Origin of the sequence: Pseudomonas macauensis (genome assembly GCF_047902425.1) — a bacterium.
Taxonomy (GTDB): Bacteria; Pseudomonadota; Gammaproteobacteria; order Pseudomonadales; family Pseudomonadaceae; genus Pseudomonas.
Map to the genome: position 1 here is coordinate 204,153 of NZ_CP138377.1, position 25,804 is coordinate 229,956.

The following is a 25,804-nucleotide window of genomic DNA, read 5'->3' on the forward strand; positions in this document are numbered from 1 at the left end:
GGCCTGCTGAACTTTCCCGCAAACGCCCCAGTCAGAACACGTGAATGGCTGGTGAAGCCCTTCGATGCTCCTTTGCAGTGTTTAGTGTTGGCAGATTACTGGACCCCGCCCTAGCGGTCCGGACTTAAACCCCGAACTTCCCCCTCCCCATACGAAGCTCGGGGTTTTTTTTGCCTGCGATTCAGCCTTCGGCTTCCTCGCCCACCTCTTCTTCCTCGTCATCCAGCAGCCCCAGCCAGCCGGCCAGGACCATCTGCGCCTCTTCCACGCCCTGACGCTTGGGGGCGGAGAACAGCTGGAGGGTGGCCACGTCGCCCCAGCCCTGCTGGATTTCCTTGCGCACTTTCAGCAGCGCGTTCTTCGCTGCGCCGAAGGCGAGTTTGTCCGCCTTGGTCAGCAGTACGTGGATCGGCAACTGGCTGGCCTGGGCCCAGTCCAGCATCAGGCGGTCGAAATCGGTCAGCGGATGGCGGATGTCCATCAGCAGCACCACGCCGGCCAGGGCGTTGCGGCTGCTCAGGTAAGCCTCCAGGTGCTGCTGCCAGTGCAGTTTCAGCGGAATCGGCACCTTGGCGTAGCCGTAGCCGGGCAGGTCGACCAGGCGGCGCTCGTCATCCAGGCGGAAGAAGTTCAGTAACTGGGTGCGGCCCGGAGTCTTGGAGGTGCGCGCCAGGTTCGCGTGGGTCAGGGCGTTCAGCGCGCTGGACTTGCCCGCATTGGAGCGGCCGGCGAAGGCGACTTCCAGGCCGGTGTCTTCCGGGCACTGGTTCACCTTGGCGGCGCTGATGAGGAACGTGGCCTGTTGGCACAGGCCGAGAATCGGGTTTTTCGCAGGGTTCATGGGGGGCATGGGCATATTCGCAGAGGGGTGCGACCAGGTGTCGCGGGGAGCGGGCTCGTTTCCGTTTCGGCATTGGAAGTATATAATGCCGCGGATTTTGTGTGCGCTTTATCCCCCAGGGTCGGGCGCCACGGGAACTCCAGAAGTTCGCGCATTTAGAACGCGAACGTTCCCTGACGATGAGGACAATCATGAAGAAACTGCTGTTCGCAGCCATCGTTGCCGCGCTGGCCTCCAGCGCCCAGGCCGCCCAGGATCCGGAAGCCGTGTTCAACCGAGCCTGTGGCGCCTGCCACAGTGGCCAGTTGCCGATGGCGCCGAAGAAGGGCGATGCCGCCGCGTGGAAACCGCGCCTGGACAAGGGCATGGACACGCTGGTGCAACACGTGACCAACGGTTTCAACGCGATGCCGCCTCGCGGCCTGTGCACCGACTGCAGCGCCGAGGATTACCAGGCCATCATCCAGTGGATGTCCAAGTAATCCCGGAAGCCCTACTCTTTCACCCTTAGCCGTTATTGGATTAGCTGATGAACAAATTGATCGTGAGTCTGCTGTTGACCCTGGGCCTTACCGGCGTAGCGCACGCCGCTGGCGATGCCAAGGCCGGTCAGGCGAAAGCTGCTGTATGTGGTGCCTGCCATGGCGCCGATGGCAACAGCATGGCGCCGAACTTCCCGAAACTGGCCGGCCAGGGTGAGCGTTACCTGCTCAAGCAGATGCACGACATCAAGGAAGGCCGCCGCACCGTGCTGGAAATGACCGGCCTGCTGACCAACCTGAGCGACCAGGACCTGGCCGACATCGCCGCCTACTTCTCCAGCCAGAACATGAGCATCGGCATGGCCGATCCGAAGCTGGTCGCCCAGGGTGAAGCCCTGTTCCGCGGCGGCAAGCTCAACGAAGGCATGCCGGCCTGCACCGGTTGCCACAACCCCAGCGGCCTGGGCAACGCCGAAGCCGGCTTCCCGCACCTGGGTGGCCAGCACTCGGCCTACACCGCCAAGCAACTGACCGCCTTCCGCGAAGGCGATCGCACCAACGACGGCGACGCCATGATCATGCGCAGCATCGCCGCCAAGCTGTCCAACAAGGACATCGCCGCGATCTCCAGCTACATCGAAGGCCTGCACTAAGCCGCGCGCCGGGCGGAAATCGCTGGAATGAAAAAAGGGTGGCTTCGGCCGCCCTTTTTCGCATCCGCCGCCACTACAATGCTGGAACCGCACCTGGCGCCCCAGGTCAAAACCGCTTCATCCCGCCGCGCCCGAGCGAGGCGGATCCGCTCAGCCAAGGAGTGAACCATGCGTAACCTGATTTTCACCGCCGCGCTTGCCGTTGCCGGTCTGTTCGCCTTCAACGCGAATGCCACCGAGTTCGAGGCTGGCAAGAACTACACCGAGCTGAGCCAGGCCGTGCCTGTGTCCCAGCCGGGCAAGATCGAGGTGGTGGAGCTGTTCTGGTACGGTTGCCCGCACTGCTATGCTTTCGAGCCGACCATCAATCCGTGGGTCGAGAAGCTGCCGGCCGACGTGCATTTCGTACGCATCCCCGCCATGTTCGGCGGCCTGTGGAACATCCATGGCCAGCTGTTCCTGACCCTGGAATCCATGGGCGTGGAGCAGAAGGTCCACCATGCGATCTTCGAAAAGCTGCACAACAACCCCAAGAGCCTGACCACCCCGGAAGAAATGGCCGCCTTCGTGGCTGAGCAGGGCCTGGACAAGGACAAGTTCCTCAGCACCTACAACTCCTTCGCCATCAAGGGCCAGATCGAGAAGGCCAAGAAACTGGCGATGGCGTACCAGATCAGCGGCGTACCGACCATGGTCGTCAACGGCAAGTACCGCTTCGACATCGGTTCGGCCGGCAGCCCGGAAGCCGCCCTGGAGCTGGCTGACCAGCTGATCGCCAAGGAACGCACCACCGCCAAGGCCGCTCAGTAAGGAGCTGGCGATGCTGCGCCGGCGGACTCGAGATCGTGTCGCGGGGGTCTGTGTCCCGAGGGTGAATCCCATCCACGGGAGCGCTTCGGGCTTGCCCGATGACGGCCGGCTCCGCCTGCTCAGCTTCAACATCCAGGTCGGTATCAGCACCGAGCGTTACCGGCACTACCTGACCCGCGGCTGGCAGCACCTGCTGCCGACCGCGGGACGGGCGAGCAACCTGCAACGCATTGGCGAGCTGCTTGCCGACTATGATCTGGTGGCGTTGCAGGAGGCCGACGGCGGCAGCATCCGCTCCGGCAACATCAACCAGGTCGAACACCTGGCCCAGCTCGGTGCCTTTCCCTACTGGTACCAGCAACTCAACCGCAATCTCGGGCGCATCGCCCAGCACAGCAACGGCTTGCTCAGCCGTCTGCAGCCCACCGCCCTGGAAGACCATCCGCTGCCCGGCCCGCCCGGACGCGGCGCGATCCTCATGCGCTTCGGCGAAGGTGAGGACGCCCTCGCGGTGGTGATGATGCACCTGGCCCTGGGCGCGCGAACCCGTACCCGCCAGCTCGCCTACATCCGCGAGCTGCTGCAGGGCTATCGCCACCAGGTGCTGATGGGCGACATGAACACCCACGCCGCCGACCTGCTGGAAAGCTCGCCCCTGCGCGACCTCGGGCTGATCGCACCGCAGGTGGAAGCCACCTTCCCCAGCTGGCGCCCGCAGCGCTGCCTGGACCATATCCTGCTCAGTTCCGAGCTGGCGCTGGAGCGCGTCAGCGTCCTGCCGCAACCGATTTCCGACCACCTGCCGGTGGCCGTGGAAATCCGCTTGCCGGATGCCTTGCGCACCTCCTCGTCGCTCGCCTTGCGCGGCGAGGCCATTGAATGAGTCGCGAAGCCGAACCGCGCTGGAAACAGAAGTACCTCGACACCCTCGAGCAACAGGAAAAGCTCGAGCGGCGCTGGAACGCCCGCGTCGACCTGCTGCGCCGAGGCCTGGTGCGCAGCAGCCTGGCGGCGGAAGGCAGCGACAAAGCGGTGGACGCCTGCATGAAGGAGCTGCGCGAGGTCCTGCGCCGCGACGAAATGGACGCCGGCCTGGCTCGCCTGATCCCGCAACTGGAACGCGCGGTGCTCGATTCCGAGCAGCGCCGCCAGCAGCGCATCGAGCAGAACATCGCGGCGCTCTCCCAACTCGCCCAGCAACTACTGGCGCTGGAGCTGCCGGGGGACGTGCGCAAGCCGCTCAAGCATTTCGCCAGGGACATCGCCGCGCGCGCCAGCAGCTCCCGCGAGCTGCCGGCCCTGCTCACCGAACTGAGTGGCCTGCAGCGCCGCGTACTGGAACACTTCAACGGCGCCGACAATGAGCAACGCCCTGGCCTGCTGCAACGCCTGTTCGGTGGGCGCGAGGCTGCCGCCGATGCGCCGGAGGAGTTTCAGGTGGCCACTGCCGCTATGGCCGAAGCATCTGTGGTCGAAGCGGCGGCTCAGGGTGAGCCAGAGGCAGCTCAGGTTGAATCGCCGGCACCTGCACCCCAGCCCGAGCCTGTAGCGGCCGAGCCCATTGCTGAGCCGGCCGTGGCGACAGCTACCACGGTGGCTGCCGAAGCGCCGGCCGTTTCTCCAGGCGTGGCGCCGGGACCTGCCCTGCTCGACAGCCTGCCATTGCCTCCCGGCCTGTTCGGCGAGCCAGCCGAAGCGGCCGACCCATACGCCCTGCCACCGCGCCCGGAGCCGGGCTACAGCGCGGTCGCGCCGCATATCGAAGCCAGCCTGCTGCATCTGCTGGACGAGATGCACCTGCCGATCACCCACCAGCCCCAGGCCGATGCCCTGCGCACCCGCATTCACGGCAGCCTGAACTGGTACGAACTGGTGCCGGTGCTGGATGACCTGGCGGTGCTGGTGCTCTCGCTCAACGACAGCGGCCAGCGCGAGTTCGAAGGCTACCTGTACCAGCTCAATGAGCGCCTGGGCGTCTTCCTCGACGGACTGCAGGCCGTACACGACAACCATGCCGGCGCAAGCTCCAGCGCCCGTGCCCTGGACGACACGTTGCGCGAGCACGTCAGCGGCCTGAAGGACAGCGTGCTGGAAGCCACTGACCTCGAGAGCCTCAAGCGCCACGTGGAACGCCGCCTGCAGGGCCTGGTCGGCACCATGGACCAGTTCCGCGAGGAGCGCGAAGCCCGCGAGCGCGAAGTGGGTGAGCGCATCCAGTCACTGATGACGCGGGTCGCGAGCATGGAAGAGGAGGCGCGGACCTTCAAGGCCAATATCGAGGACCAGCGTCAGAAGGCCATGACCGACGCGCTCACCGGCCTGCCCAACCGCGCCGCCCTGATCGAGCGCCTGGAGCAGGAAGTGGCCCGTTGGGAGCGGTCCGGCGGTGACCTGCTGCTGGCGGTCCTGGACGTGGACCACTTCAAGCGCATCAATGACGACTTCGGCCATCTGGCCGGTGACAAGGTGCTGAAGATCATCGCCTCGGAGCTTTCCAAGCGCCTGCGCAAGACCGATTTCATCGCCCGCTACGGCGGCGAGGAGTTCGTCGTGCTGCTGCCCGCCACGCCCCTGGAGGGCGGCCAGCGGCTGCTTGACCAACTGCGTGGCGCGGTGGAAGCCTGCCCGTTCCACTTCAAGGGCGAGCGTCTGGTCATCACCTGTTCGGCCGGTCTGACGGCTTTCCGTACCGACGAGCGCAGCGATGCGGTCTTCGAGCGTGCCGACCAGGCGCTGTACCGCGCCAAGCGTGGCGGACGCAATCGACTGGAAGTCGACTGAGCCTCCGCTCGATGTTCCCGTAGGGCGTATAACGCTATGTGTTATACGCCGCTTGACCTTGGCTACAGGGTGCTCCGGGTTCAGCCCTGGCGCCGGCTATGGGGTGGAGGTGTAGCGGCGTACAACCGCTAACGGTTGTACGCCCTACAGAAAAAACTTCCGTTCACGCCATAAAATCTTGACGAACGAAAGCTCTTGGGTTTTGATTCGTGCAATTATCTTTCGAATCGAAACTTAAGTATTCATGTCGAAACGCAACACGCCACAACGCCGCCACGACATCCTGGCGCTGCTCGCCGAGCAGGGCGAGGTCAGCGTGGACGATCTCGCCCGCCGTTTCGCCACCTCCGAGGTGACCATCCGCAAGGACCTCGCCGCCCTGGAAGGCAACGGCCTGTTGCTGCGCCGATACGGCGGCGCGGTGCCGATGCCCCATGAGCTGATCGGTGAGCCAAGCCAGCCGCTGTCGCGCTACAAGCAGGCCATCGCCCGCGCGGCGGCCTCCTGCATCCGCGAGCACGCACGAATCATCATCGACAGCGGCAGCACCACAGCGGCGCTGATCCCTGAGCTTGGGCGCAAGCCGGGGCTGGTGGTGATGACCAACTCCCTGAGCGTGGCCAACGCCCTGCGTGAGCTGGAGCGCGAGCCGGTACTGTTGATGACCGGCGGAACCTGGGACCCGCACTCCGAGTCCTTCCAGGGCCAGGTGGCCGAGCAGGTGCTGCGCTCCTACGATTTCGACCAGTTGTTCATCGGCGCCACCGGCCTGGACCTGGAGCGCGGCACCACCACGTTCAACGAACTGCTGGGGTTGAGCCGGGTCATGGCCGAGGTCGCCCGCGAAGTGATCGTGATGGCCGAGTCCGACAAGCTGGGCCGGCGCATCCCCAACCTGGAACTGCCCTGGAGCAGCGTCCAGATCCTGATTACCGACGAACGCCTGAGTGACGAAGCGTTCGAACTGATCCAGGCGCGTGGCGTGAAAGTGATCCGCGCGCGCTGCGAAGACTGAAAAGGAGAGCCATCCATGTGTGGAATCGTAGGCGCCATCGCCGAACGTAACGTGACCCCGATCCTCGTCGAGGGCCTCAAGCGCCTCGAATACCGTGGCTACGACAGTGCCGGGGTGGCCGTGGTCGATGGCTCCGGCGCGCTGGATCGCCGCCGCCGCGCCGGCAAGGTGTCCAGCCTGGAGCAGGCCATCGAGGAGCAGCCGCTGCTCGGCCGCCTGGGCATCGCCCATACCCGCTGGGCCACCCACGGCGCGCCTACCGAGGCCAACGCCCACCCGCATTTCTCCCACGGCGAGCTGGCGGTGGTGCACAACGGCATCATCGAGAACCACGAAACCCTGCGCGAGATGCTCAAGGCGCGCGGTTACGTGTTCACCTCGCAGACCGATACCGAGGTCATCGTCCACCTGCTGCACCTGCGCCTGAGCGAGATGGGCGACCTTACCGTGGCACTCAAGGCGACCGTAAAGGAGCTGCACGGCGCCTACGGCCTGGCGGTGATCAGCGCCAAGCAACCGGACCGCATCCTTGCCGCACGTAGCGGCAGCCCGCTGGTAGTCGGCTTGGGTCACGGCGAAAACTTCCTGGCTTCCGACCAGTTGGCCCTGCGCCAGGTCACTGACCGCTTCATCTACCTGGAAGAAGGCGATATCGCCGAAATCCGCCGCGACAGCGTGCAGCTCTGGGACGTGAAGGGCAATCCGGTGCAGCGCGAGGCCGTGCGTTACCACGAAGGCGCCGAGGCCGCCGACAAGGGCGAGTACCGCCACTTCATGCTCAAGGAAATCCACGAGCAGCCGTCCGTGGTGCAGCGCACTCTGGAAGGTCGCCTGGGCACCGAGCAGGTGCTGGTGGATAACTTCGGTCCGCAGGCCCGCGAACTGCTGGCCAAGGTGCGCAACGTGCAGATCGTCGCCTGCGGCACCAGCTACCACGCGGGCATGGTTGCCCGGTACTGGCTGGAAAGCCTGGTCGGCATTCCCTGCCAGGTCGAGGTCGCCAGCGAGTTCCGCTACCGCAAGGTGGCGGTGCACCCGGATTCGCTGTTCGTCACCATCTCCCAGTCTGGCGAGACCGCCGACACCCTGGCCGCGCTGCGTTATGCCAAGGAGCTGGGTTTCCTCTCGAGCCTCTCGATCTGCAACGTCGCCACCAGCTCGCTGGTGCGCGAATCGGACATGACCCTGCTGACCAACGCCGGCCCGGAAATCGGTGTCGCCTCGACCAAGGCCTTCACCACCCAGCTGGTGGCGCTGCTGCTGCTGACCCTGGGCATCGGCCAGGTGCAGAAGCGTCTGGGCGAGGGCGTCGAGGCCGAGCTGGTGGCCGAGCTGCGCCGCCTGCCGACCCGCCTGGAAGAAGCCCTGGCGATGGAGAGGGTGGTGGAGAAGGTCAGCGAACTGTTCGCCGAGAAGCACCACACCCTGTTCCTGGGCCGTGGCGCGCAGTATCCGGTGGCGATGGAAGGCGCGCTGAAGCTCAAGGAAATCTCCTACATCCACGCCGAAGCCTACCCGGCCGGTGAGCTCAAGCACGGCCCGTTGGCCCTGGTGGACGCCGACATGCCGGTGGTCACCGTGGCGCCGAACAACGAGCTGCTGGAAAAGCTCAAGTCCAACCTGCAGGAAGTGCGCGCCCGTGGTGGCGAGCTGGTGGTCTTCGCCGAGGGCGGCAGCGGCATCTCCAATGGCGCGGGCACCCACGTGGTGGGCATGCCGGCGATTCATGATTGCCTGGCGCCGATCCTCTACACCGTGCCACTGCAGCTGCTGTCCTACTACGTCGCCGTGCTCAAGGGCACCGACGTCGACCAGCCGCGCAACCTCGCCAAGTCCGTGACCGTGGAATAAACCGGTCACCGTCGGGTGGTCTCCGAGGGCCGGCGCGTTGCGTCGGCCCTCTGTCCTTCCTTCTTCCGCTTCTGATGTGTAGGCGTTTGCGCCGTAAAGCCGTCACAATTTCCCTACAAAACCTTCACGAATTCTTCGCGCTCCTGCCAAGACGATAAGTCAGCCTTTGCGCAGCGTCCGTAACGGGCGAACTGCGTAGCCGAGGCCATTGCGGCTCCGGACTTACAAGACCAGGAACCGGCCATGGCCGGTCACCAACAACACACTGGCTCGGGCGACCCATGACGATCGAAGCGTTCGTGCTGACACGGGATGTTTCCGCCCTCGCTTCCCGCTGGGGTCGACATCCATGAAGTTCCTGGTCACCGGCGCTGCCGGTTTCATCGGCTTCCACACTGCGCAGCGGCTGTGCCGCGACGGCCACGACGTGGTCGGCATCGACAACCTCAACGACTACTACAGCGTCGAGCTCAAAGAGGCGCGCCTGGCCTTGCTGCGCCAGGAGCGCAACTTCCGCTTCGAGCGCCTGGACATTGCCGATGCGCCGGCCCTGGCCGCGCTGTTCCAGCGGGAGCGCTTCGAGCGGGTGATCCACCTGGCCGCCCAGGCCGGGGTGCGCTATTCGCTGGAAAACCCACAGGCTTACGCCGACGCCAACCTGACCGGCTTCGTCAACCTGCTCGAAGGCTGCCGCCATTCGCAGGTCGGCCACCTGGTGTATGCCTCCAGCAGCTCGGTGTATGGCATGAACAGCAGCATGCCGTTCAGCACTGACGCGGCGGTGGACCAGCCCGTGTCGCTGTACGCCGCGACCAAGCGCGCCAACGAGCTGATGGCGCACACCTACGCGCACCTTTACCGGCTGCCGCTCACCGGCCTGCGTTTCTTTACCGTGTACGGCCCCTGGGGGCGCCCGGACATGGCGCTGTTCAAGTTCACCCGGGCGATCCTCGAAGGCCGCCCCATCGATATCTACAACAACGGCGAGATGTCCCGCGACTTCACCTATATCGACGATGTGGTGGAGGGCGTGGTGCGCATCCAGGACTGCCCGCCCCAGCCGGGCGAGCGCGGCGAGGCGCCGGTGGCGCTCTACAACATCGGCCGTGGCGAGCCGGTGCGCCTGCTCGACATGGTGGAGTGCGTGGAGCACGCGCTGGGCCGCCGGGCCGTTCGCAACTACTTGCCGCTGCAGCCCGGTGATGTGCTGCAGACCTGGGCCGACGTCGAGGCGCTGGCAAAGCGCACCGGCTTCCGCCCGGCGACTTCGCTGCAGAGTGGGGTCGAGCGATTCGTTCATTGGTACCGCGAGTTCTACGCGGTTGAAGAGTCCTGCGCCGGTGCGGCGTGAAGGCCACGGAGTAAGAGTCCAAGCATGTCCAACAGCCCTTACGTGTCGGTGCTGATTCCGGCGAAGAATGAAGCCGAGAACCTTCCCGGGCTCCTTGAGGAAGTCCGCCAGGCGCTGGCCGGCGAGACCTTTGAAGTCATAGTGGTTGACGACGGCAGTACCGACGCGACCCGTGCCGTGCTGCAGAGCCTGCAGCGGAGTGGTTACGCCGAGCTGAGGGTGCTGACCCACGAGCGTTCGCTGGGCCAGAGCACGTCCATCTACCACGCCGCCGAGGCCGCCCGTGGCCGTTGGCTGGCGACCCTGGATGGCGACGGGCAGAACGACCCGGCGGATATCCCCGGGATGCTCGCCATGGTCCGCGCCGCCGACTGCCCGGCAGACCTCAAGCTGATCGCCGGACACCGCGTGAAGCGCCAGGACAGCGCCAGCAAGCGCTGGGCCTCGCGCTTCGCCAACCGCCTGCGCGGCCGCCTGCTCAACGACCACACGCCCGACACCGGCTGCGGGCTCAAGCTGATCGAGCGCGAAGCCTTCCTGCGCTTGCCGTACTTCGATCACATGCACCGCTTCATTCCGGCGCTGATCCAGCGCCACCAGGGCGCCATGCGCGTGCACCCGGTGAATCACCGGCCGCGCAACGCCGGGGTGTCCAAGTACGGCAACCTGGACCGCGCGCTGGTGGGCATCCTGGATCTGTTCGGCGTCTGGTGGCTGATCCGGCGCACCCGCCTGGACGCCGTTCCCCGCGAACTGGGACGCTGATCCATGGCGAACCAGGGCGAGCCGGGCAACCCCCTTTCCAGCCTGGCCCCCCTGCGTGTCGGGCCCGGAACGCAGCATTCCTGGTTGTGGCGTTGCGCCGAGCGGCCCTGGCTGCTGCTGGCGCTGGCGGCCCTGTTGCTGGGGGCCGGCCTGGGGCTGCGCCAGCCGGGCAACGTCGACGAGGAGCGCTTCCTCGGCGTCGCCCTGGAGATGCTGCAGAACGGTGACTGGCTGATTCCCCACCGCGCCGCGGAAATCTATCCGGACAAGCCGCCGCTGTTCATGTGGCTGGTGGCGCTGCTGGTTCGCCTGGGAGTGACGCCGAACCTGGCGCTGTTCCTGCCGGCTTTCGGTTCCGGTCTGGTGGCCACCGCCTGCCTCTACGACCTGGGCCGTCGCCTGTGGAATCGTCGCATCGGCGTCATCGCCGGGCTGCTGTTCCTGGCCACCTACCAGACCTATTCGGTGCTGCGCGATGGCGGCATCGACGGTTTCCTCTGCCTGTGGATCAGCCTGGGCATCTATGGCCTGTGCCGCCACCTGCTGCTCGGTCCGGCGTGGCGCTGGTTCTACCTGGCGTGTGCGGCGATGGGCCTGGGCATCATCAGCAAGGGCGTGGGCTTCCTCCCGGCGCTGATGCTGATTCCCTACGCCTATGCGGCGCGCAAGGGCTGGTCCGGTGTGGTGCGCATGCCCAGCCAGGCGCGCGCCTGGTGGCTGGGCCTGCTGGTGGCGCTGGGGGCCATCGCACTGTGGCTGGTGCCGGTGGTGCTGCACGTTCTGCTGAGTGGTAGCGCCGATGGCCGCGCCTACCTCGACGACATCCTCCTGCACCAGACCGCCAAGCGTTACGCCAGCGCCTGGCAGCACCAGGAACCGTTCTGGTACTTCTTTGCCAAGGTCATTCCGCAGTACTGGCTGCCGCTTGTGCTGGCCCTGCCGTGGATGGTGCCGGCCTGGCGCCGACAGCTGGCCCGCCATGACGGCCGCCTGCTGGTGCTGCTCGGCTGGGTGGCGCTGGTGCTGCTGTTCTTCAGCCTGAGCTCCGGCAAACGCAAGCTCTACATCTTCCCTGCGCTCCCCGCCCTGGTGCTGGCCATGGCGCCGCTGGTGCCCTGGCTGCTGCGCCGCTGGTTCGCCGAGCGGCCGAGGGCGCGCAAGGTCTTCCTGGTCATCGCGCTGTTCTGGTTCGCCGCCTGGTTCGCCCGTGGCTTCATCGAGCCGCTGCGCGACCCCGGCGACGACCGCCGTCCGCTGATGGCGGAGGTGGCACGCCTGAGCGGCGGCGCCGAGCTGGTGCTGACCAACTGGCGCGAGGGCCACTGGCTCTACGCCCGTCAGCCGCTGGTGCACTTCGGCCTGGATACCCCGGACCCATTGAACAAGGCGCTGACCTGGTTGCGCGGCCATCCGCAGGCGCTGGCCATGGTCTCCGCCGAGGGCCTCGACCGTTGCTTCCGCCGCGAGCGCGCCCGCGAAGTGAAGGGGGACTACGAGGAGCACTGGTTCCTGGTGGGCGCCGATGCCGACAACGGCCAGTGCGCCGACGACGCTTCCGCCCCGGCCTACCGCTTCGCCTGGAAGCAGCCGTACTTCTGAGTTTCCACTTTCCTGGGAGTCTGAACGTGAACAGAGCCGCCAACAGCGTGGATGTCATGCAGCTGCACCCCCTGCGCCGTCGTTTCGACCGGCGCACCTTGCTGTGGCTGGCTCTGACACTGGTGCTGCTGGTGCCGGGCGTGACGCTGCTGCTCATGAAGCACTGGCCGCAACAGGCCTACTTCTACCTCAGCAGCCAGCTGCACGCTTCGGAGTGGGCTGGGCGCAGCGTCTGGCTGCCCGACTACAAGGTGGTGATCGATGCGCAGCCGGTGAAGGGCATCGAGTCCGACCTGTCGGCCCTGAGCTACGACTTCGACCATGATCGCTTGATCGCCGTGACCAACGCCGGTGCCATGAAGCTGGCGGTGCTGAGCAAGACCGGGGAGCTGCTGGCGCAGTATCCCATGACCGGTTTCCAGGACGTCGAAGGGGTGGCCTACCTGGGCGGCGGCCTGGTGGCGGTGTCCGATGAAAACTTTCAGCAGATCGACTTCTTCACGCTGCCGGAGCAGCCCGGCCAGGGCATCGACGCTCGCGATGCGCAATCGTTCGCCCTGGAGATCAACCCGAGCGTGCACAACAAGGGTTTCGAAGGGCTGACCTACGACCCGGACCACGACCGCCTGTTCATCGGTAAGGAACGCGGTCCGCGGCAGATCTACGAAGTCACCGGGGTTCGCGCGAGCCTCGCCGGCAAGCTACAGCTCAAGGTGATCGACCACACCGCCTGGGTGAAGCGCAGTGTGTTCGGCACCGATATCTCCGACCTCCACTACGACCGCAAGAGCGGCCACCTGCTGGTGCTCAGCGAGGAGTCGAAGCTGATCATGGAGTTGGACGGGCAGGGCAAGCTGGTCAGCTTCCGCTCGCTCGGCGGCTTTGGCGACCTGAAACACGCGGCGCCCCAGGCCGAGGGGATGACCATGGACGCCGACGGCAATCTCTACGTGGGCAGCGAGCCGAACCTCTTCTACCGCTTCGAGAAGCAGCGCTGAGGGGGCCGCTTCGGGTGCCCCTGGGGCGATTCCTCAAGGGCTTGTAGGAGCGAGCCTCAGGAGACTGCTACAGGAGCCGCCGAAGGCTCACTGACTCTGCGCGCTAGCGCCCTCGGCCTGGCGCCGGATCAGCGCCAGGTTGCGCAGGTAGACCACGATGCCGAAGGACTGGCCGAGGATGATGACCGGGTCGCGCTGCGCCACAGCGTAGCTGAACAGCAGCACGCTGCCGGCCATCGACAGGTACCAGAAGTAGATGGGGTTGACCGGCCGTCCGGCGCGCTCGGAATACCACAGCTGCAGCACGAAACGTCCGGTGAAGAGTACTTGGCCGACCATGCCGAGGGTGGTCCAGAACGGATCGGCGCCGGTGATGGCATGGATGATCGGTTCGGGCTTGGACATCCAGCCCAGCGCGATGGCCACCGCCGACCAGGTCAGCCAGGGCCAGGCGAAGAACAGCGCCCGGCCGCCGCCGTGGCGACGATCCAATTCCAGGTTGCGCAGGTAGATCGCCAGGCCCGCGAGTTGCCCCAGGCTGATCACCAGGTCCCGCTGATGGGTGGCGTAAGCCAGCAGCAGCACCGCGCCGGCACAGCTGAAGTACCAGAAGTGCACCGGCATCAGGCTCTTGCGGGCGCGTTCGGACAGCACCCACTGGACCAGGAAACGGGCAGAAAAAGCCGCCTGCGCGGCCAGTCCGATGGCAAACCACAATGGATTGGCTGCGTTCAAGCAGAGCCCCTCGGTCGAATCGACGAAAGCCGCGTCTTTCGCGGCCTGTAGCACTGCCCGGCAGTATACACGGGGCAGATGTCTCTTAAATGTCGGCGACGAATGGTCGAGCGAAAAGACTGAGCGGCGGCGAGGGAAGGGGGAGATCAACATTCCCCCGGTGCCTGCACGTCCGGGGGTGTGGACGGGGCACCGAGGCCAGGCGGCAGGAGCCGCAACACGAGGGGAATGGAAATCGACCTTGTCTTGTGGACAAGGTCGGACCCCGACCCTCCGAGGGGTACCTGACAAGTCTCCCGAAGGGCGCAAGGCGGGCCAACGATAGAAGCTGGCCACTGGCCGGTCAATCGAAAACGACAAACGCCCGTTGGGCCTGTCCGATATTCGAACCAAAAGCGCGAGGCAATGCCGCGCAATTCGTTAGCCGGCTATCGGAGGTGTCTATACTGTTTCTGATTGTGTCAGCGTCAGATCGCCCGGACCAGGCGGCGATAGGGCTGATACGGGGCGGCCAGGGACCTCCGCCCAAAGATCCGGGACGCTGTTCAACCCAATCAGAGAAGCCCCATGAACGCACCTGCCTCCGCGCCGCAGTACTCCGCCCATGAGCGCCGTACGCGCATCCTCGCCATCGTTGGCGCCTCCTCGGGCAACCTGGTGGAGTGGTTCGACTTTTACGTCTACGCCTTCACTGCCTTGTACTTCGCCCACGCCTTCTTCCCATCGGACGACCCGACGGTGCAACTGCTCAACACCGCCGGGGTGTTCGCCGCCGGCTTCCTGATGCGCCCCATCGGCGGCTGGATGTTCGGCCGCATCGCCGACAAGAAGGGCCGCAAGACCGCAATGATGATCTCGGTGCTGATGATGTGCGGCGGCTCGCTGGCGATTGCCGTGATGCCAACCTACGCCAGCATCGGCGTCGCCGCGCCCGCCTTGCTGCTGCTCGCGCGACTGTTCCAGGGCCTTTCGGTGGGGGGCGAGTACGGCACCAGCGCCACCTACATGAGCGAGGTAGCGCTCAAGGGCCAGCGCGGCTTCTTCGCCTCCTTCCAGTACGTCACCCTGATCGGCGGGCAGTTGCTGGCGGTATTGGTGGTAGTGGTCCTGCAGCAGTTGCTCACCACCGACGAGCTGAAGGAATGGGGCTGGCGGATTCCCTTCGTGGTCGGCGCCATCACCGCGGTGATCGCCTTCTACCTGCGCCGTTCGCTGAGCGAGACGGCCAAGGAATCCAACCTCCAGCGCAAGGAGTCCGGCACCCTCACCGAACTGTTCGCCCACCACAAGCGCGCCTTCTTCACCGTGCTGGGTTTCACCGCCGGCGGTTCGCTGATCTTCTACACCTTCACCACCTACATGCAGAAATACCTGGTGAACACCGCCGGCATGGACCCCAAGGTGGCCAGCGGCGTGATGACCTTCGCCCTGTTCGTCTACATGTGCATGCAGCCGTTGTTCGGCGCGTTGTCCGACCGCATCGGGCGCAAGACCTCGATGCTCTGGTTCGGCCTCCTGGGGATGATCTTCACCTGGCCGATCCTCTCCGCGCTCAAGGCGGTGAGCAGCCCCTACCTGGCCTTCGTGCTGATCATCGCGGCCATGGCCATCGTCAGCCTGTACACCTCCATCAGCGGCCTGATCAAGGCGGAGATGTTCCCGCCGCAGATCCGTGCCCTGGGCGTGGGCCTGTCCTATGCGGTGGGCAACGCCATCTTCGGTGGCTCGGCGGAATACGTCGCCCTGGGCCTGAAGAACCTTGGCGTCGAGGAGTACTTCTATATCTACGTCTCGATCATGTGCGGCGTGGCGCTGGTGGTCTGCCTGCTGCTGCCGGACCTGCGCAAGGTCAGCTACCTCAACGACGAGGACTGACCTTGCCCTGCGCCCGGCTCTTCAGTCGCTGGCCCGGCCACGCAAGGCGTGATCGGGCAGCGCCAGGGCGATCAGCAGCGTCAGGGCGCCGAAGCCGGCATTGATCAGGAACAGGTGGCTGAACACCCGGTCCAGTGTCTGCCGCTGGGGCTCATGGCCGGCGCCACTCAGGCTGTCGAGCAGGGCGCTGGCCGACAGGCCATGGCCGGCGTCGCCCGCCAGCGGTTGCAGCATCGCCAGCAGCAGGGCCGACATCAGCGCGATGCCGACCGCGCCGCCCAGGGAACGGAACAGCGTGATGTTGCTGGTGGCCACGCCCAGGTAGCGGGTGTCCACGGCGCTCTGCGCCGCCACCAGGCTGGTGGGGAACTGGGTGCCGGCGGCGGTGCCGGTCAGCAGCATGCACAGGCCCGAGAGCAGGTAGGCGTCCGGCGGTGCCAGCGCCAGGCCGGCGATGGCGCAGGGCGTCAACAGCGCGCCGGCGACGATCTGCGGCTTGTAGCGGCCGAGGATCGCCGTCAGCCGCCCGCAGCAGTAAGCGCCCAGCGGCACACCCATGGCCAGGGGCAGCAGGTGCAGCGCCGCGCTGTCCGCGCCGGCGCCGGTGACCGACTGGAAGCGCAATGGCACCAGTACCGATAGCGAGATGACCTGGAAGCTGGCGAAAAAACTGATCAGCCAGCTCAGCGTCGCCGCGCGGATGCGGAACAGGTGCATCGGCACCAGCGGTTCCGGCGCTCGGCGCTCCTGCAGCACGAACAGCGCGATCAGTACCAGCGCGGCGGCGAACAGCCCCAGCATCTGCGGATCGTTCCAGCGTGCGCCCTGGCCGACCTCGGTGATCGCCAGCAGCAGGCTGCCCAGGCCGGCGATCATCAGCGCGGTGCCCAGGTAATCGATCACCGGCTGCCGCCCCGGCACCGGCAGGCCGCGCAGGGTGCGGCGCGAGACGGCGAGGGCGACCAGGCCCACCGGCAGGTTGATCAGGAACACCCAGCGCCAGGACAGGTACTCTGTCAGCAGGCCGCCGAGCACGGGGCCCGCGATGCTGGCGATGGCGTACATGCTGCTGAAATAGCCCTGGTAGCGGCCGCGTTCACGGGGCGGGACGATGTCACCGATGATCGCCTGGCTCACCGACATCATGCCGCCGGCGCCAATGCCCTGCAGCACGCGGGCGAGCACCAGCTGTTCCATGCTCTGTGCCGCGCCGCAGAGCACCGAGGCGGCGGTGAACAGGGCGATGGCGAACAGCATCAGCACGCGCCGCCCGTAGAGGTCACCGAGCTTGCCGTAGATCGGCATGGAGATGGTCATCGCCACCATGTAGCCGGAGATGACCCAGGCGAGCAGGTCGAAGTCGCCGAAGCCGGCGGAGATCGCCGGCAGCGACACGGCGACGATGGTCTGGTCCAGCGCACCCAGGAAGATCGCCAGCATCAGCCCCACCAGAACGGTGCGGACCGCCGGACGCGGTGCGGAGAAGGTATTCAAGGTGGCCCCCTTCACTACAGAGGTCCTCCGGTCGGAATGCGCACGGAGGGGGCGACAGTGTAGTCCAATGAAGTAACGGCCGGTCATGCCGGCATCATCGTTACCGGCTGGGAAAGGCTCTATCTCAGGACTGGAAACGAAGTATCGCGGCGGCGCTGCTACGCTTGCGTAGCGAACTATCGTTGCATACGTTCTTTTTGGAACGCCCCCGCCGGGGGCGCAATCCACTGCAAAGAACCCGGTAGACGCACCGCTGCATGGGTGCCCGATAGTCTTTTGCGGGCCAGGCCATAGGGACAGACTATGGAGTAACTGGTCTATAGTTCTTCAGCCCTGTGACCAGGAGGTATGCATGAAAGCCAATCTGCCCTCTGAGTTGCTGTCCCTGCAGTTGCCGCTGCGCATACGCATCGGCGAGGCCCAGGCCTTCGACCTGGGGCCGGACCCGCAGGTAACTCTCGTCGTGCGTGACCCGACGCTGCTGACCGAGATCACCCAGCCCAGCCTCGATGTGCTGGGGCGCGCCTACGTCGAAAAGCGCATGGACATCGAAGGCCCGATCGGCGAGGTGATCGCCATGGGGGATGCCCTGAGCGCAGCCCTGGGCGGCGATGACGACGCGGGTGACTATGTGCGCAAGAGCCACGACAAGGCCACCGATGCCGAGGCGATCCACTACCACTACGACCTCTCCAACGCGTTCTACCAGCTCTGGCTGGACCCGGAGATGGTGTATTCCTGCGCCTACTTCGAGACCGGCCGCGAAAACCTGGCCACCGCGCAATTGGCCAAGCTGCGCCACCTGTGCCGCAAGCTGCGCCTGAAGCCTGGCGAGACGCTGCTGGATGTCGGTTGTGGCTGGGGCGGCCTGGCACGCCTGGCGGCGAAGGAATTTGGCGCCCTGGTGCACGGCATCACCCTGAGCGAGGAGCAGCTCAAGCTTGGCCGCGAGCGGGTCAAGGCCGAGGGCCTGGACGGCAAGGTGACCCTGGAGCTACGGGACTACCGCGACCTGCCGCGCGACGGCCGTTTCGACAAGGTGGTCAGCGTCGGCATGTTCGAGCACGTCGGCCACGCCAACCTGGGTATCTACTTCCAGCACCTGTTCGATGCGGTGCGCCCGGGCGGGCTGGTGATGAACCATGGCATCACTTCCAGCAACACCGATGGGCGTCCGGTGGGCCGTGGCGCCGGCGATTTCATCGACCGCTACGTCTTCCCCCACGGTGAGCTGCCGCACCTGTCGCTGGCCGTTGCCCGCATGAGCGAGGCCGGACTGGAGGTGGTCGACGTCGAAGGCCTGCGCCTGCACTACGCGCGCACCCTGGACTTCTGGAGCGCAAGCCTCGAAGCGAAGCTGGCGCAGGCGGCCAAACTGGTCCCCGAGCAGGCCCTGCGCATCTGGCGCCTGTACCTGGCCGGCTGCGCCTACGGCTTCAAGAAGGGCTGGATCAACCTGCACCAGATCCTCGCCAGCAGGCCGCACGCTGATGGCAGCCACGAGGTGCCGTGGAGTCGCGGCGACATCTACGCCTGAGGTGTTCCACGGACGATACCGGGCCCGGCTTGCGGGCCTGGTTCGTCCGAACCACGACCAAAGATGATGTCGTAATGCTTGCATCGGGGGCTGGCAGAGGGTAAACCGTCGCCTCCCTTTGGCTCGCCTCTTCGGAACCATGGTGTCTTTCTTTCCTGAATTGTCCCTCGTCGAACTCACTCCGGGCCAGGCGCCGTGGCCTCTCCTGCTGCTGGCCGACCCCTGCCGAGCGCAGATCGAGCGCTACCTGCCGCAATCCCGGGTGCTGGCGCTCCGCGACGGCGAGTCGGTGCGCGGCGTGCTGACACTGACGGCACGCAGTTGGGGCGTCGTCGAAATCACCAACCTCGCGGTGGAGGAGGAGTGGCAGGGTCGCGGCCTGGCTCGTCGCCTGCTGACTGCCGCGATCGACGCAGCGCGCGCCATCGGTGCCCTGCGCCTGGACATCGCCACCGGCAATTCCAGCCTGACGCAACTCGGCCTGTACCAGCGCATGGGCTTTCGCATCGCCAGCGTGGAGCACGATTACTTCTCGCTGAACTACCCGGAACCCATTATCGAAAACGGCATCCGCTGCCGGGACCGAGTGCGCCTGGACATGGTGCTCTAAGGGCGCGCCCAGCGGCTCACCGCCACCGCGTCGTGGGCATGCAGGCTTTCCGCATGCACCACGCGCACCTCGAAGCCCGATACCTCTTCCCGTTGCACCAGAGCCTGGTGCAGCCGGCGTGCGGCGTCCTCGCAGAACATCAGGTTCTGCCCGTTGGCCAGGGCGAAGGCCTGCTCGTCGGCGCGCTTCACCGCGGTCTGCACGGCGGTGCCGAGGGCCGTTTCGGCGTGGTCGATCAGTTCATTGAACGGAAAGGCCGTCGCCTCCGGGGCGAGCCGCAGTCGCAATTGCGCTTCGCTGCGTTGGCTGTGTGGGGTGGCGACGATGCCCTGCGGACTGCCGAGCCAGGCGCGGACTTCCTCGGCCCGCAACGCCCGGCCGGCGAAATCGGCGTCGAAGCGCTGCTGGATCAACTGGCGGGCGAGCGCCGCTGAGCAGGGGCAGGTGGAGGAGTAGGGCAGCGACAGGTGCAGCGCCAGCGCCAGCTTGTCACCCTCCAGTTGCGCGTGGATTTCGCAGGCATAGCGCTTCCAGCCGCGCAGTGGACTGACCAGGGCGGGGCGGCGCAGCATCAGCTCGAAGCGCAGTGCCAGGCTGGCCTGGGAGGAAAGCTGCGCATGGCTCATGAGGAATTGCCCCAGCGTTTCATGCAGCAGGGCGGGCGACAGCTCCGCCTCGGCCAGCACCTCCAGCGCCAGGTACAACCGCGACATGTGGATGCCGCGCGCCTCGGCGTCATCGAGGCTGACGCCCGCGTCGGCGAAGGCGGCGACGCGCTCGCCGGCGATCTGCAGTGGCACGGCGATGCCCTGCATGCCGACCCAGTGGAGCGGGACAGGCAGGTGCGTGGGCTGGCAAGCGATATCGGGAAGGAAGGCGGTCATGGGCGGTCACAGTCGGCAATTGTTATAATATAACGTATTTGCCTGGCAGCATTTCCGCAACGGATTCCTTCAACGTGCCTGCTGCTTGCAACCGCTGACTCGCCCGCAGGTCAGCCGGGTGCTGTCGCCGGAGGAACTGCTGAAGCGGCTGATGTTGGTCCAGCCGATACCCCGGCTGGTGCCGATCCACACCTGTCCGTCGCTGGCGACGCCGCTGAAGAACGTCAGGCTGCCGTAGCGCGTGCCGGTCTGTGCCCAGCGCCTGCCGCTGGCTGCCTCGAAGCCGCGCAGGTAGGTGTCGTGGCCCAGGGTGGCGACGCTGTAGAGATCGCCCGCGTCGGTCATGCAGGCCAGAACCTGTGCCGACCAGGCGCAGCGTGCCGGCGCCTCGCCGGGGAAGGGCAGTGGCGACTCTCCGCTGGCATGGGCGAACGGAGCGAACAGGCAGAACAGCAGGGCGCGGCGCAGCATCGGGTATCCGCAGCATCGGTGAGGGCATTGGTATCGCACGTCGGCGACCGCTTGTCGATCTTGCATTGTTATAATATAACATAAAAGATCACCTCCGATCCGGAGACGGCCATGACCGAACAGGAACTGCTCGCCCAGCCCGGCGAGGCCTACATGAGCGAGGCACAACTGGGCTACTTCCGCGACCTGCTGCTGAACCAGCGCGGCGAGTTGCAGGGGCGCATCGACGAGGAATTCCACGCCCTGCAGGACGGCGAACGGCCCAGCGACGACGCCGACATCGCCAGCCGCGAGGAAGCGCGCCAGTGGCAACTGCGCGTGCTGGAGCGCGAGAAGAAGCTGCTGGACAAGATCGACCAGGCACTGGAACGCCTGGCCCGGGGCGACTACGGCTGGTGCGAGGAGACCGGCGAGCCGATCGGCCTGCGCCGCCTGCTGCTGCGCCCCACCGCCTCACTCTGCGTCGAGGCCAAGGAGCGCCAGGAACGGCGCGAACTGCACGTCCGCGAAGCCTGATTTTCTGGAGCCCACCCGTGAACAGCCCCATGAACAAGCCACTCCCCGTCACCGTCCTGTCCGGCTTCCTCGGCGCCGGCAAGAGCACCCTGCTCAACCATGTACTGAAGAACCGCGAGCAGCTCAGGGTTGCGGTGATCGTCAACGACATGAGCGAAATCAACATCGACGGCCGCGAGGTCCAGCGCGATGTCAGCCTCAAACGCGGGCAGGAGCGCCTGGTGGAGATGAGCAACGGCTGCATCTGCTGCACCCTGCGCGAAGACCTGCTGGAAGAGGTCAGCCGCCTCGCCCGCGAAGGCCGCTTCGACTACCTGCTGATCGAATCCACCGGCATCTCCGAGCCGTTGCCGGTGGCCGAAACCTTCACCTTCCGCGACGAGCAGGGCCGCAGCCTGTCCGACCTGGCGCGACTGGATACGCTGGTCACGGTGGTCGACGGGCTGAACTTCCTCACCGACTACCAGGGCGCCGACAGCCTCGCCGAGCGCGGCGAAACCCTCGGCGAGGATGACGAGCGCTCGCTCAGCGACCTGCTGGTGGAACAGGTGGAGTTCGCCGACGTGATCCTGGTGAGCAAGATCGACCTGATCAGCAATGCCGAGCGCGACGAGCTGCTGGCGATCCTGCGCAGGCTCAATCCGGACGCCTACATCCAGCCCATGGTGATGGGCCAGGTGCCGTTGGCGCGTATCCTCGACACCGGCCGCTTCGACTTCCAACGTGCCGCCCGCGCGCCCGGCTGGCTCAAGGAGCTGCGCGGCGAGCACCTGCCGGAGACCGAGGCCTACGGCATCGCCTCCACCGTCTACCGCGCGCGCCGGCCCTTCCATCCGCAACGCTTCCACGACTTCCTGGCGCAGCCCTGGAGCAATGGCCGCTTGCTGCGCTCCAAGGGCTTTTTCTGGCTGGCCAGTCGTTACCGTGAGGCGGGCAGTTGGTCCCAGGCCGGCGGCCTGCTGCGCCATGGTCTGGCCGGACGCTGGTGGCGCTTCGTGCCGCGCGAGGACTGGCCGCAGGACACCACCGAGCTGCAGGCCGTGCTCAAGCATTGGGACGCCGACAGCGGCGACTGCCGCCAGGAACTGGTGTTCATCGGCCAGGACCTGGACGTCGGCCGCCTTTGCGCGGAGTTGGATCGCTGCCTGCTGAACGACGCCGAGATGGCTGCCGGCACGTCCGCCTGGAAACGTCTGCCCGATCCTTTCGAGCCCTGGACCGCTGAAGCCTGAGGCTTCCGCACGGGGTAGGCCGGGCCGGACGGACAGGCAAAAAAAGGGCCGCCAGGGGATGGCGACCCGATTCACCAAGATCATGTTCGGCGTGGGGTGCCGAGAGGGTGTGAGGTACCCAGCGACAGTAAGCCTGAGACGTATGACAGGCCGATGACCGTGCCTCAGGGCTTGCGCCACTGGCCGTGGCTCTGGCCTTCGCAGAACGGCTGGAGGATGCGCGCGTCGCTGGCCACCCCGTAGTAATGGATGTCCTGGCGGTAGGGCATGCCCTGCACCTGGGCGTTCTCGCAGACGCCGAAGGCGCCGCTCGGGCAGCTATCAGCGTAGGTGACCTGGACCTTCTGGTCCTTGAGCTGCGGCTGGCAGAACCCGTCGCGGAACAGCTTTTCGGGAATGCTGCGGTTCTGCTGGCAGACCTTCACGTCGAGGTTGGCGCCCTGGCTGTGCACGACGCAGGCTTCGCCGTGGGCGAGCAGCGGCAGGCAGGCGAGGGCGAAGGGCAGGAGCTGGCGCATGGTCGGTCCGGGGGTGCGATAAGAAGTCGCGACTCTAGCGGTTTTCCCGACGAGCGTCAGGCGGCACCATGGGCGAATGTTGAAGCAGATCCCGACTCATCTCATTGCCGGCTCCCTCGGCGCGGGCAAGACCAGCCTGCTGCGCGACCTGCTGGCCCAACGTCCGGCCCACGAGCGCTGGGCGGTGCTGGTCAACGAATTCGGCCAGGTTGGCCTGGACGCCGCGCTGCTCAGCCGCGACGAGGACGGCGTCGCCCTCGGCGAGGTCGCCGGCGGTTGCCTGTGCTGCGTGAATGGCGCGCCCTTCCAGGTCGGCCTGGGCCGGCTGCTGCGCAAGGCCAGGCCGCAGCGGCTGTTCATCGAACCCTCCGGGCTCGGGCATCCCGCGCAGCTGTTGGCGCAACTGCGCGCCGCGCCCTGGCAGGGCGTGCTGGCGGTCCAGCCGCTGGTCATGGTGCTGGACGCCGCGGCACTGGCGGCCGGACAACCGTTGCCCGAGTCCCAGCAGAATGCCTTGGTGCAGGCCGGACTGTTGCTGCTGAACAAGAGTGAAGACCTCGATGACGCCGCCCGCGCCGCGCTCCTGGCCGGCCTGCCGGCGTTACCGATGCGCTGGACCACCCAGGGCCGGCTGGCGCTCCCCGAGTTGCCGACCACGCCCCTGACGGAGGCCGCGAGCGAATTGCCGACCCTGCCGAAGGGTGTGGAAGGTGCCGTGCTGCTGCGTCGCGACCAGCCGATGCGGCAGGTGCGTATCGAGGACGGCCGGCAAGCGATCGGCTGGCGCTTTCACCCCGACTGGCGCTTCCGCATTGCCGAACTGGATAACTGGCTCGCCGGTTTACCGGGGCTGCTGCGGGCCAAGGCGGTCCTGCACGGCGAGGCCGGCTGGCTGGCGTGCAACCGCACCGCAGAGGCTGCGCCCTGGACGCCCAGCCCCTGGCGGCGCGACAGCCGGATCGAGCTGATCCTGGCTGCGCAGATGGACCTGCAACCGCTCCACGACGCGCTTTTGCGCCATGCCATCGCGCCGTCCTGACGGACGAGGTTGCCCTTGCGGGATTAGTGAATGATAATAATTATCAGAAGTTACTGCTTCCTGAACTCTTTCCGCAGGCTTTCTCATGTCGTTACCCCAACTGCGCGAAGCGGCTGATGACCCTCTCGCCGTGTCCGCCGAGGCCCCGCTGTTCCCTGCAGCCACGGTGGAAGACAGCGCCGTATTGCCCAGCGTGAACGCCCAGCGCGTCAACGAGGCCAACCTGCGCCTGGTTAGTTGCGAAGGGGAACGCCGGGATGTGGACGTAACCCCCGAAGAGGTGCTGATCCCCTACGCCATTCCCGTGGAAGGCGTGGAGGAGGGCGAAGAACCGCCGCGCAGTGGCGGCTGGTGGCGGCCCTCGGGCCTGGCGATCGGCATGCATGCGGCGATCGTCGCCGCGCTGTTCTGGGTCGTGCCTGCGCCGACGGAGCTGAACCTGGGGCAGGGCGAGCTGCCCAAAGCGATGCAGGTCAGCGTCGTCACCCTGCCGCCCAAGCCCGAGCCTGTGCAGCAACCGCCGGCCGCCGCGCCGGTACCGACACCGCCTGAGCCGCCCAAGCCGGTCGAACCGCCCAAACCGGTGGAAAAGCCCAAGCCCAAACCCAAACCGGTGGAAAAGGCGATTCCCAAGGTCGCGCCCAAGCCCAAGCCGAAACCCAAGCCCGAGCCTGAGGCGGAGTCGGCGCCGGAAACCACCGCGCCGCCGACCCCGGCCGCCCCGCCGCCGCCCGCCGCGCCGACCGTTGGCCAGTCCACCCCGGGCGCGCAGTCGGCGCCGACCGGCTCCCAAGGCCCCGCCGGCCTGCCGACCGGCAGCCTCAACGACAGCGACATCAAGCCGCTGCGCATGGACCCGCCGGCCTATCCGCGCATGGCTCAGGCGAAGCAGATCCAAGGACACGTGAAGGTGTTGTTCACCATCACCAGCGATGGTCGGATCACCGACATCCAGTTCCTCGAATCGACCCCGCCGCGCGTCTTCGAGCGCAGCGTGCGCGACGCCATGGAAAGGTGGCGCTTCGAGCCCCGCACGCTGGGCGGTCGGATCGTGGCGCGCCAGGCGACCAAGGTGTTCAACTTCGAGCTGAAGAAAGGTCGCTGAGCCTCTTCTGACCCAATAAAAAACGCGCCCTGGGGCGCGTTTTTTATTGGCACGGTTCTTCGTAGGAGCGAGCTTGCTCGCGAACAGATTCGCCGGAGACTGCGTCGGTGGGGCGGTTCGCGAGCAAGCTCGCTCCTACAAAAGCATCAGCTCCGCACGCAACAATTCCAGCGCTTCCCGCACCCCGCCCACGGCGATCTGCGCCGGAACCCCGAGCATCAGGTTCAGCGGCAGGCCGAAGGCTTCCACCTGGTTGCCCTCGCGGTCGCGATCCGGTTCGTCGCCCTTCCACTCGCACGGCAGGCGCTCGGCACAGCTGCCGCCCTCCTGGATGTAGCCATACAGCGGCTTGCCCAGGGCGGCGGCGTAGCCCAGTTCGAAGGCCGTGCCGCTGTCCGGCTCGGCGCCACGGAAGGGGTTGAGGTTGGCGACCACCGCGTCGGCTTCGGCGATCAGCGCAAGGTTCGCCTGGTAGATCCACAGCGCCTGCTCCCGCGGCTGGTCGATCCCCTCGGGCACCGAGTGGTCCAGCGGATACAGCCCCTGCAGGCCGAACTCGGCGCACAGGGCCTTGAGCCGTTCGCCCTGCTCGAAGGCATCGGGGCGGAACACGTCGGGGCCGGCGAGGTAGATCTTGAGCAT

The 25,804-nt window shown here is 66.4% G+C and carries 25 protein-coding genes; 18 read left to right on the plus strand and 7 right to left on the minus strand.

Annotated elements, in window-relative coordinates; translation table 11 throughout:
* Positions 1 to 181: 181 nt before the first annotated feature.
* A complete protein-coding gene (yihA, locus tag SD196_RS00925) occupies positions 182 to 841 on the minus strand; it encodes a ribosome biogenesis GTP-binding protein YihA/YsxC (protein ID WP_275609626.1) in 660 nt (219 codons plus the stop codon).
* Positions 842 to 1,032: 191 nt separating this feature from the next.
* Here yihA and SD196_RS00930 point away from each other — a divergent pair, with 191 nt between their 5' ends.
* From SD196_RS00930 to SD196_RS00980, 11 genes are all read left to right on the plus strand, one after another.
* The gene (locus tag SD196_RS00930) at positions 1,033 to 1,323 is read left to right on the plus strand and encodes a c-type cytochrome (RefSeq protein ID WP_152219061.1); all 291 of its coding nucleotides are present in this window, start codon (positions 1,033 to 1,035) and stop codon (positions 1,321 to 1,323) included.
* Positions 1,324 to 1,370: 47 nt separating this feature from the next.
* On the plus strand, positions 1,371 to 1,976 hold the full coding sequence (locus SD196_RS00935; RefSeq protein ID WP_275609627.1) for a c-type cytochrome: 606 nt from the start codon (positions 1,371 to 1,373) through the stop codon (positions 1,974 to 1,976).
* A 168-nt stretch (positions 1,977 to 2,144) separates the two neighbouring features.
* The gene (locus SD196_RS00940) at positions 2,145 to 2,786 is read left to right on the plus strand and encodes a thiol:disulfide interchange protein DsbA/DsbL (protein ID WP_275609628.1); all 642 of its coding nucleotides are present in this window, start codon (positions 2,145 to 2,147) and stop codon (positions 2,784 to 2,786) included.
* A gap of 10 nt (positions 2,787 to 2,796) precedes the next feature.
* Complete coding sequence (locus tag SD196_RS00945; protein ID WP_275609629.1) at positions 2,797 to 3,669, plus strand: endonuclease/exonuclease/phosphatase family protein; 873 nt, start codon at positions 2,797 to 2,799, stop codon at positions 3,667 to 3,669.
* On the plus strand, positions 3,666 to 5,567 hold the full coding sequence (locus tag SD196_RS00950; protein ID WP_416310966.1) for a diguanylate cyclase: 1,902 nt from the start codon (positions 3,666 to 3,668) through the stop codon (positions 5,565 to 5,567). The genes SD196_RS00945 and SD196_RS00950 overlap by 4 nt, the downstream gene beginning before the upstream one ends.
* 244 nt (positions 5,568 to 5,811) lie before the next feature.
* Positions 5,812 to 6,582: a DeoR/GlpR family DNA-binding transcription regulator gene (locus SD196_RS00955; protein WP_275609631.1), complete on the plus strand. Its 771-nt coding sequence runs from the start codon at positions 5,812 to 5,814 to the stop codon at positions 6,580 to 6,582.
* A 15-nt stretch (positions 6,583 to 6,597) separates the two neighbouring features.
* Positions 6,598 to 8,433 carry a glutamine--fructose-6-phosphate transaminase (isomerizing) gene (glmS, locus tag SD196_RS00960; RefSeq protein ID WP_343576265.1) on the plus strand — a complete coding sequence of 612 codons (1,836 nt, stop codon included), beginning with the start codon at positions 6,598 to 6,600 and terminating at the stop codon, positions 8,431 to 8,433.
* Between the two features lie 349 nt (positions 8,434 to 8,782).
* Positions 8,783 to 9,784, plus strand: a complete 1,002-nt coding sequence (locus SD196_RS00965; protein WP_343576267.1) for an NAD-dependent epimerase — start codon at positions 8,783 to 8,785, stop codon at positions 9,782 to 9,784.
* Between the two features lie 24 nt (positions 9,785 to 9,808).
* The gene (locus tag SD196_RS00970) at positions 9,809 to 10,549 is read left to right on the plus strand and encodes a glycosyltransferase family 2 protein (RefSeq protein WP_343576272.1); all 741 of its coding nucleotides are present in this window, start codon (positions 9,809 to 9,811) and stop codon (positions 10,547 to 10,549) included.
* Between the two features lie 3 nt (positions 10,550 to 10,552).
* Positions 10,553 to 12,148, plus strand: a complete 1,596-nt coding sequence (locus SD196_RS00975) for a glycosyltransferase family 39 protein (protein ID WP_343576275.1) — start codon at positions 10,553 to 10,555, stop codon at positions 12,146 to 12,148.
* Positions 12,149 to 12,174: 26 nt separating this feature from the next.
* Complete coding sequence (locus SD196_RS00980; RefSeq protein ID WP_275609636.1) at positions 12,175 to 13,146, plus strand: SdiA-regulated domain-containing protein; 972 nt, start codon at positions 12,175 to 12,177, stop codon at positions 13,144 to 13,146.
* Positions 13,147 to 13,233: 87 nt separating this feature from the next.
* On the opposite strand, the gene SD196_RS00985 is transcribed toward SD196_RS00980, so the two are convergent.
* A complete protein-coding gene (locus SD196_RS00985; protein WP_370600454.1) occupies positions 13,234 to 13,881 on the minus strand; it encodes a lipid-A-disaccharide synthase N-terminal domain-containing protein in 648 nt (215 codons plus the stop codon).
* A gap of 567 nt (positions 13,882 to 14,448) precedes the next feature.
* Here SD196_RS00985 and SD196_RS00990 point away from each other — a divergent pair.
* Positions 14,449 to 15,756 carry an MFS family transporter gene (locus SD196_RS00990; RefSeq protein ID WP_275609637.1) on the plus strand — a complete coding sequence of 436 codons (1,308 nt, stop codon included), beginning with the start codon at positions 14,449 to 14,451 and terminating at the stop codon, positions 15,754 to 15,756.
* 21 nt (positions 15,757 to 15,777) lie between these two features.
* Here SD196_RS00990 and SD196_RS00995 read toward each other — a convergent pair whose 3' ends face one another.
* Positions 15,778 to 17,196: an MDR family MFS transporter gene (locus SD196_RS00995; RefSeq protein WP_416311786.1), complete on the minus strand. Its 1,419-nt coding sequence runs from the start codon at positions 17,194 to 17,196 to the stop codon at positions 15,778 to 15,780.
* Between the two features lie 406 nt (positions 17,197 to 17,602).
* On the opposite strand from SD196_RS00995, the gene cfaB reads away from it, so the two are divergent.
* Together cfaB and SD196_RS01005 are read left to right on the plus strand one after the other, a co-directional pair.
* Positions 17,603 to 18,787 (plus strand): C17 cyclopropane fatty acid synthase CfaB, encoded by a 1,185-nt coding sequence (gene cfaB, locus SD196_RS01000; protein ID WP_416310967.1) that lies wholly within the window; start codon positions 17,603 to 17,605, stop codon positions 18,785 to 18,787.
* 139 nt (positions 18,788 to 18,926) lie between these two features.
* Positions 18,927 to 19,397, plus strand: a complete 471-nt coding sequence (locus tag SD196_RS01005) for a GNAT family N-acetyltransferase (RefSeq protein WP_275609639.1) — start codon at positions 18,927 to 18,929, stop codon at positions 19,395 to 19,397.
* Here SD196_RS01005 and folE2 read toward each other — a convergent pair.
* The gene (gene folE2, locus SD196_RS01010; protein ID WP_416310968.1) at positions 19,394 to 20,281 is read right to left on the minus strand and encodes a GTP cyclohydrolase FolE2; all 888 of its coding nucleotides are present in this window, start codon (positions 20,279 to 20,281) and stop codon (positions 19,394 to 19,396) included. The two genes, SD196_RS01005 and folE2, sit on opposite strands and share 4 nt — an antisense overlap.
* A gap of 69 nt (positions 20,282 to 20,350) precedes the next feature.
* Positions 20,351 to 20,752, minus strand: a complete 402-nt coding sequence (locus SD196_RS01015) for a hypothetical protein (protein ID WP_416310969.1) — start codon at positions 20,750 to 20,752, stop codon at positions 20,351 to 20,353.
* Between the two features lie 111 nt (positions 20,753 to 20,863).
* Here SD196_RS01015 and dksA point away from each other — a divergent pair, with 111 nt between their 5' ends.
* Both dksA and zigA read left to right on the plus strand, forming a co-directional pair.
* The gene (gene dksA / locus SD196_RS01020; RefSeq protein ID WP_275609642.1) at positions 20,864 to 21,268 is read left to right on the plus strand and encodes an RNA polymerase-binding protein DksA; all 405 of its coding nucleotides are present in this window, start codon (positions 20,864 to 20,866) and stop codon (positions 21,266 to 21,268) included.
* A gap of 29 nt (positions 21,269 to 21,297) precedes the next feature.
* A complete protein-coding gene (gene zigA / locus SD196_RS01025; protein WP_331315413.1) occupies positions 21,298 to 22,500 on the plus strand; it encodes a zinc metallochaperone GTPase ZigA in 1,203 nt (400 codons plus the stop codon).
* Between the two features lie 164 nt (positions 22,501 to 22,664).
* Here the strand turns inward: zigA and SD196_RS01030 are convergent, their stop codons facing one another.
* Positions 22,665 to 23,018 (minus strand): NADH:ubiquinone oxidoreductase, encoded by a 354-nt coding sequence (locus SD196_RS01030; RefSeq protein WP_275609644.1) that lies wholly within the window; start codon positions 23,016 to 23,018, stop codon positions 22,665 to 22,667.
* A 76-nt stretch (positions 23,019 to 23,094) separates the two neighbouring features.
* Here SD196_RS01030 and SD196_RS01035 point away from each other — a divergent pair, with 76 nt between their 5' ends.
* Together SD196_RS01035 and SD196_RS01040 are read left to right on the plus strand one after the other, a co-directional pair.
* Complete coding sequence (locus tag SD196_RS01035; protein WP_416310970.1) at positions 23,095 to 24,057, plus strand: CobW family GTP-binding protein; 963 nt, start codon at positions 23,095 to 23,097, stop codon at positions 24,055 to 24,057.
* A gap of 85 nt (positions 24,058 to 24,142) precedes the next feature.
* Positions 24,143 to 25,162, plus strand: a complete 1,020-nt coding sequence (locus SD196_RS01040) for an energy transducer TonB (RefSeq protein ID WP_416310971.1) — start codon at positions 24,143 to 24,145, stop codon at positions 25,160 to 25,162.
* Between the two features lie 135 nt (positions 25,163 to 25,297).
* Here the strand turns inward: SD196_RS01040 and SD196_RS01045 are convergent, their stop codons facing one another.
* Positions 25,298 to 25,804 (minus strand): nucleoside 2-deoxyribosyltransferase, encoded by a 507-nt coding sequence (locus SD196_RS01045; protein WP_275609646.1) that lies wholly within the window; start codon positions 25,802 to 25,804, stop codon positions 25,298 to 25,300.

Coding starts and splice junctions, on each gene's coding strand:
- SD196_RS00955 (WP_275609631.1), top strand. CDS start 5,812: ATGTCGAAACGCAACACGCCACAACGCCGCCACGACATCCTGGCGCTG.
- SD196_RS01040 (WP_416310971.1), top strand. CDS start 24,143: ATGTCGTTACCCCAACTGCGCGAAGCGGCTGATGACCCTCTCGCCGTG.
- SD196_RS00975 (WP_343576275.1), top strand. CDS start 10,553: ATGGCGAACCAGGGCGAGCCGGGCAACCCCCTTTCCAGCCTGGCCCCC.
- yihA (WP_275609626.1), bottom strand. CDS start 841: ATGAACCCTGCGAAAAACCCGATTCTCGGCCTGTGCCAACAGGCCACG.
- SD196_RS00990 (WP_275609637.1), top strand. CDS start 14,449: ATGAACGCACCTGCCTCCGCGCCGCAGTACTCCGCCCATGAGCGCCGT.
- SD196_RS00935 (WP_275609627.1), top strand. CDS start 1,371: ATGAACAAATTGATCGTGAGTCTGCTGTTGACCCTGGGCCTTACCGGC.
- SD196_RS01005 (WP_275609639.1), top strand. CDS start 18,927: ATGGTGTCTTTCTTTCCTGAATTGTCCCTCGTCGAACTCACTCCGGGC.
- SD196_RS01045 (WP_275609646.1), bottom strand. CDS start 25,804: ATGCTCAAGATCTACCTCGCCGGCCCCGACGTGTTCCGCCCCGATGCC.
- SD196_RS00965 (WP_343576267.1), top strand. CDS start 8,783: ATGAAGTTCCTGGTCACCGGCGCTGCCGGTTTCATCGGCTTCCACACT.
- SD196_RS00970 (WP_343576272.1), top strand. CDS start 9,809: ATGTCCAACAGCCCTTACGTGTCGGTGCTGATTCCGGCGAAGAATGAA.
- dksA (WP_275609642.1), top strand. CDS start 20,864: ATGACCGAACAGGAACTGCTCGCCCAGCCCGGCGAGGCCTACATGAGC.
- folE2 (WP_416310968.1), bottom strand. CDS start 20,281: ATGACCGCCTTCCTTCCCGATATCGCTTGCCAGCCCACGCACCTGCCT.
- SD196_RS01030 (WP_275609644.1), bottom strand. CDS start 23,018: ATGCGCCAGCTCCTGCCCTTCGCCCTCGCCTGCCTGCCGCTGCTCGCC.
- SD196_RS00930 (WP_152219061.1), top strand. CDS start 1,033: ATGAAGAAACTGCTGTTCGCAGCCATCGTTGCCGCGCTGGCCTCCAGC.
- SD196_RS01015 (WP_416310969.1), bottom strand. CDS start 20,752: ATGCTGCGCCGCGCCCTGCTGTTCTGCCTGTTCGCTCCGTTCGCCCAT.
- zigA (WP_331315413.1), top strand. CDS start 21,298: ATGAACAAGCCACTCCCCGTCACCGTCCTGTCCGGCTTCCTCGGCGCC.
- SD196_RS00995 (WP_416311786.1), bottom strand. CDS start 17,196: ATGCTGGCGATCTTCCTGGGTGCGCTGGACCAGACCATCGTCGCCGTG.
- SD196_RS00945 (WP_275609629.1), top strand. CDS start 2,797: ATGCTGCGCCGGCGGACTCGAGATCGTGTCGCGGGGGTCTGTGTCCCG.
- SD196_RS01035 (WP_416310970.1), top strand. CDS start 23,095: ATGTTGAAGCAGATCCCGACTCATCTCATTGCCGGCTCCCTCGGCGCG.
- SD196_RS00950 (WP_416310966.1), top strand. CDS start 3,666: ATGAGTCGCGAAGCCGAACCGCGCTGGAAACAGAAGTACCTCGACACC.
- cfaB (WP_416310967.1), top strand. CDS start 17,603: ATGAAAGCCAATCTGCCCTCTGAGTTGCTGTCCCTGCAGTTGCCGCTG.
- SD196_RS00940 (WP_275609628.1), top strand. CDS start 2,145: ATGCGTAACCTGATTTTCACCGCCGCGCTTGCCGTTGCCGGTCTGTTC.
- glmS (WP_343576265.1), top strand. CDS start 6,598: ATGTGTGGAATCGTAGGCGCCATCGCCGAACGTAACGTGACCCCGATC.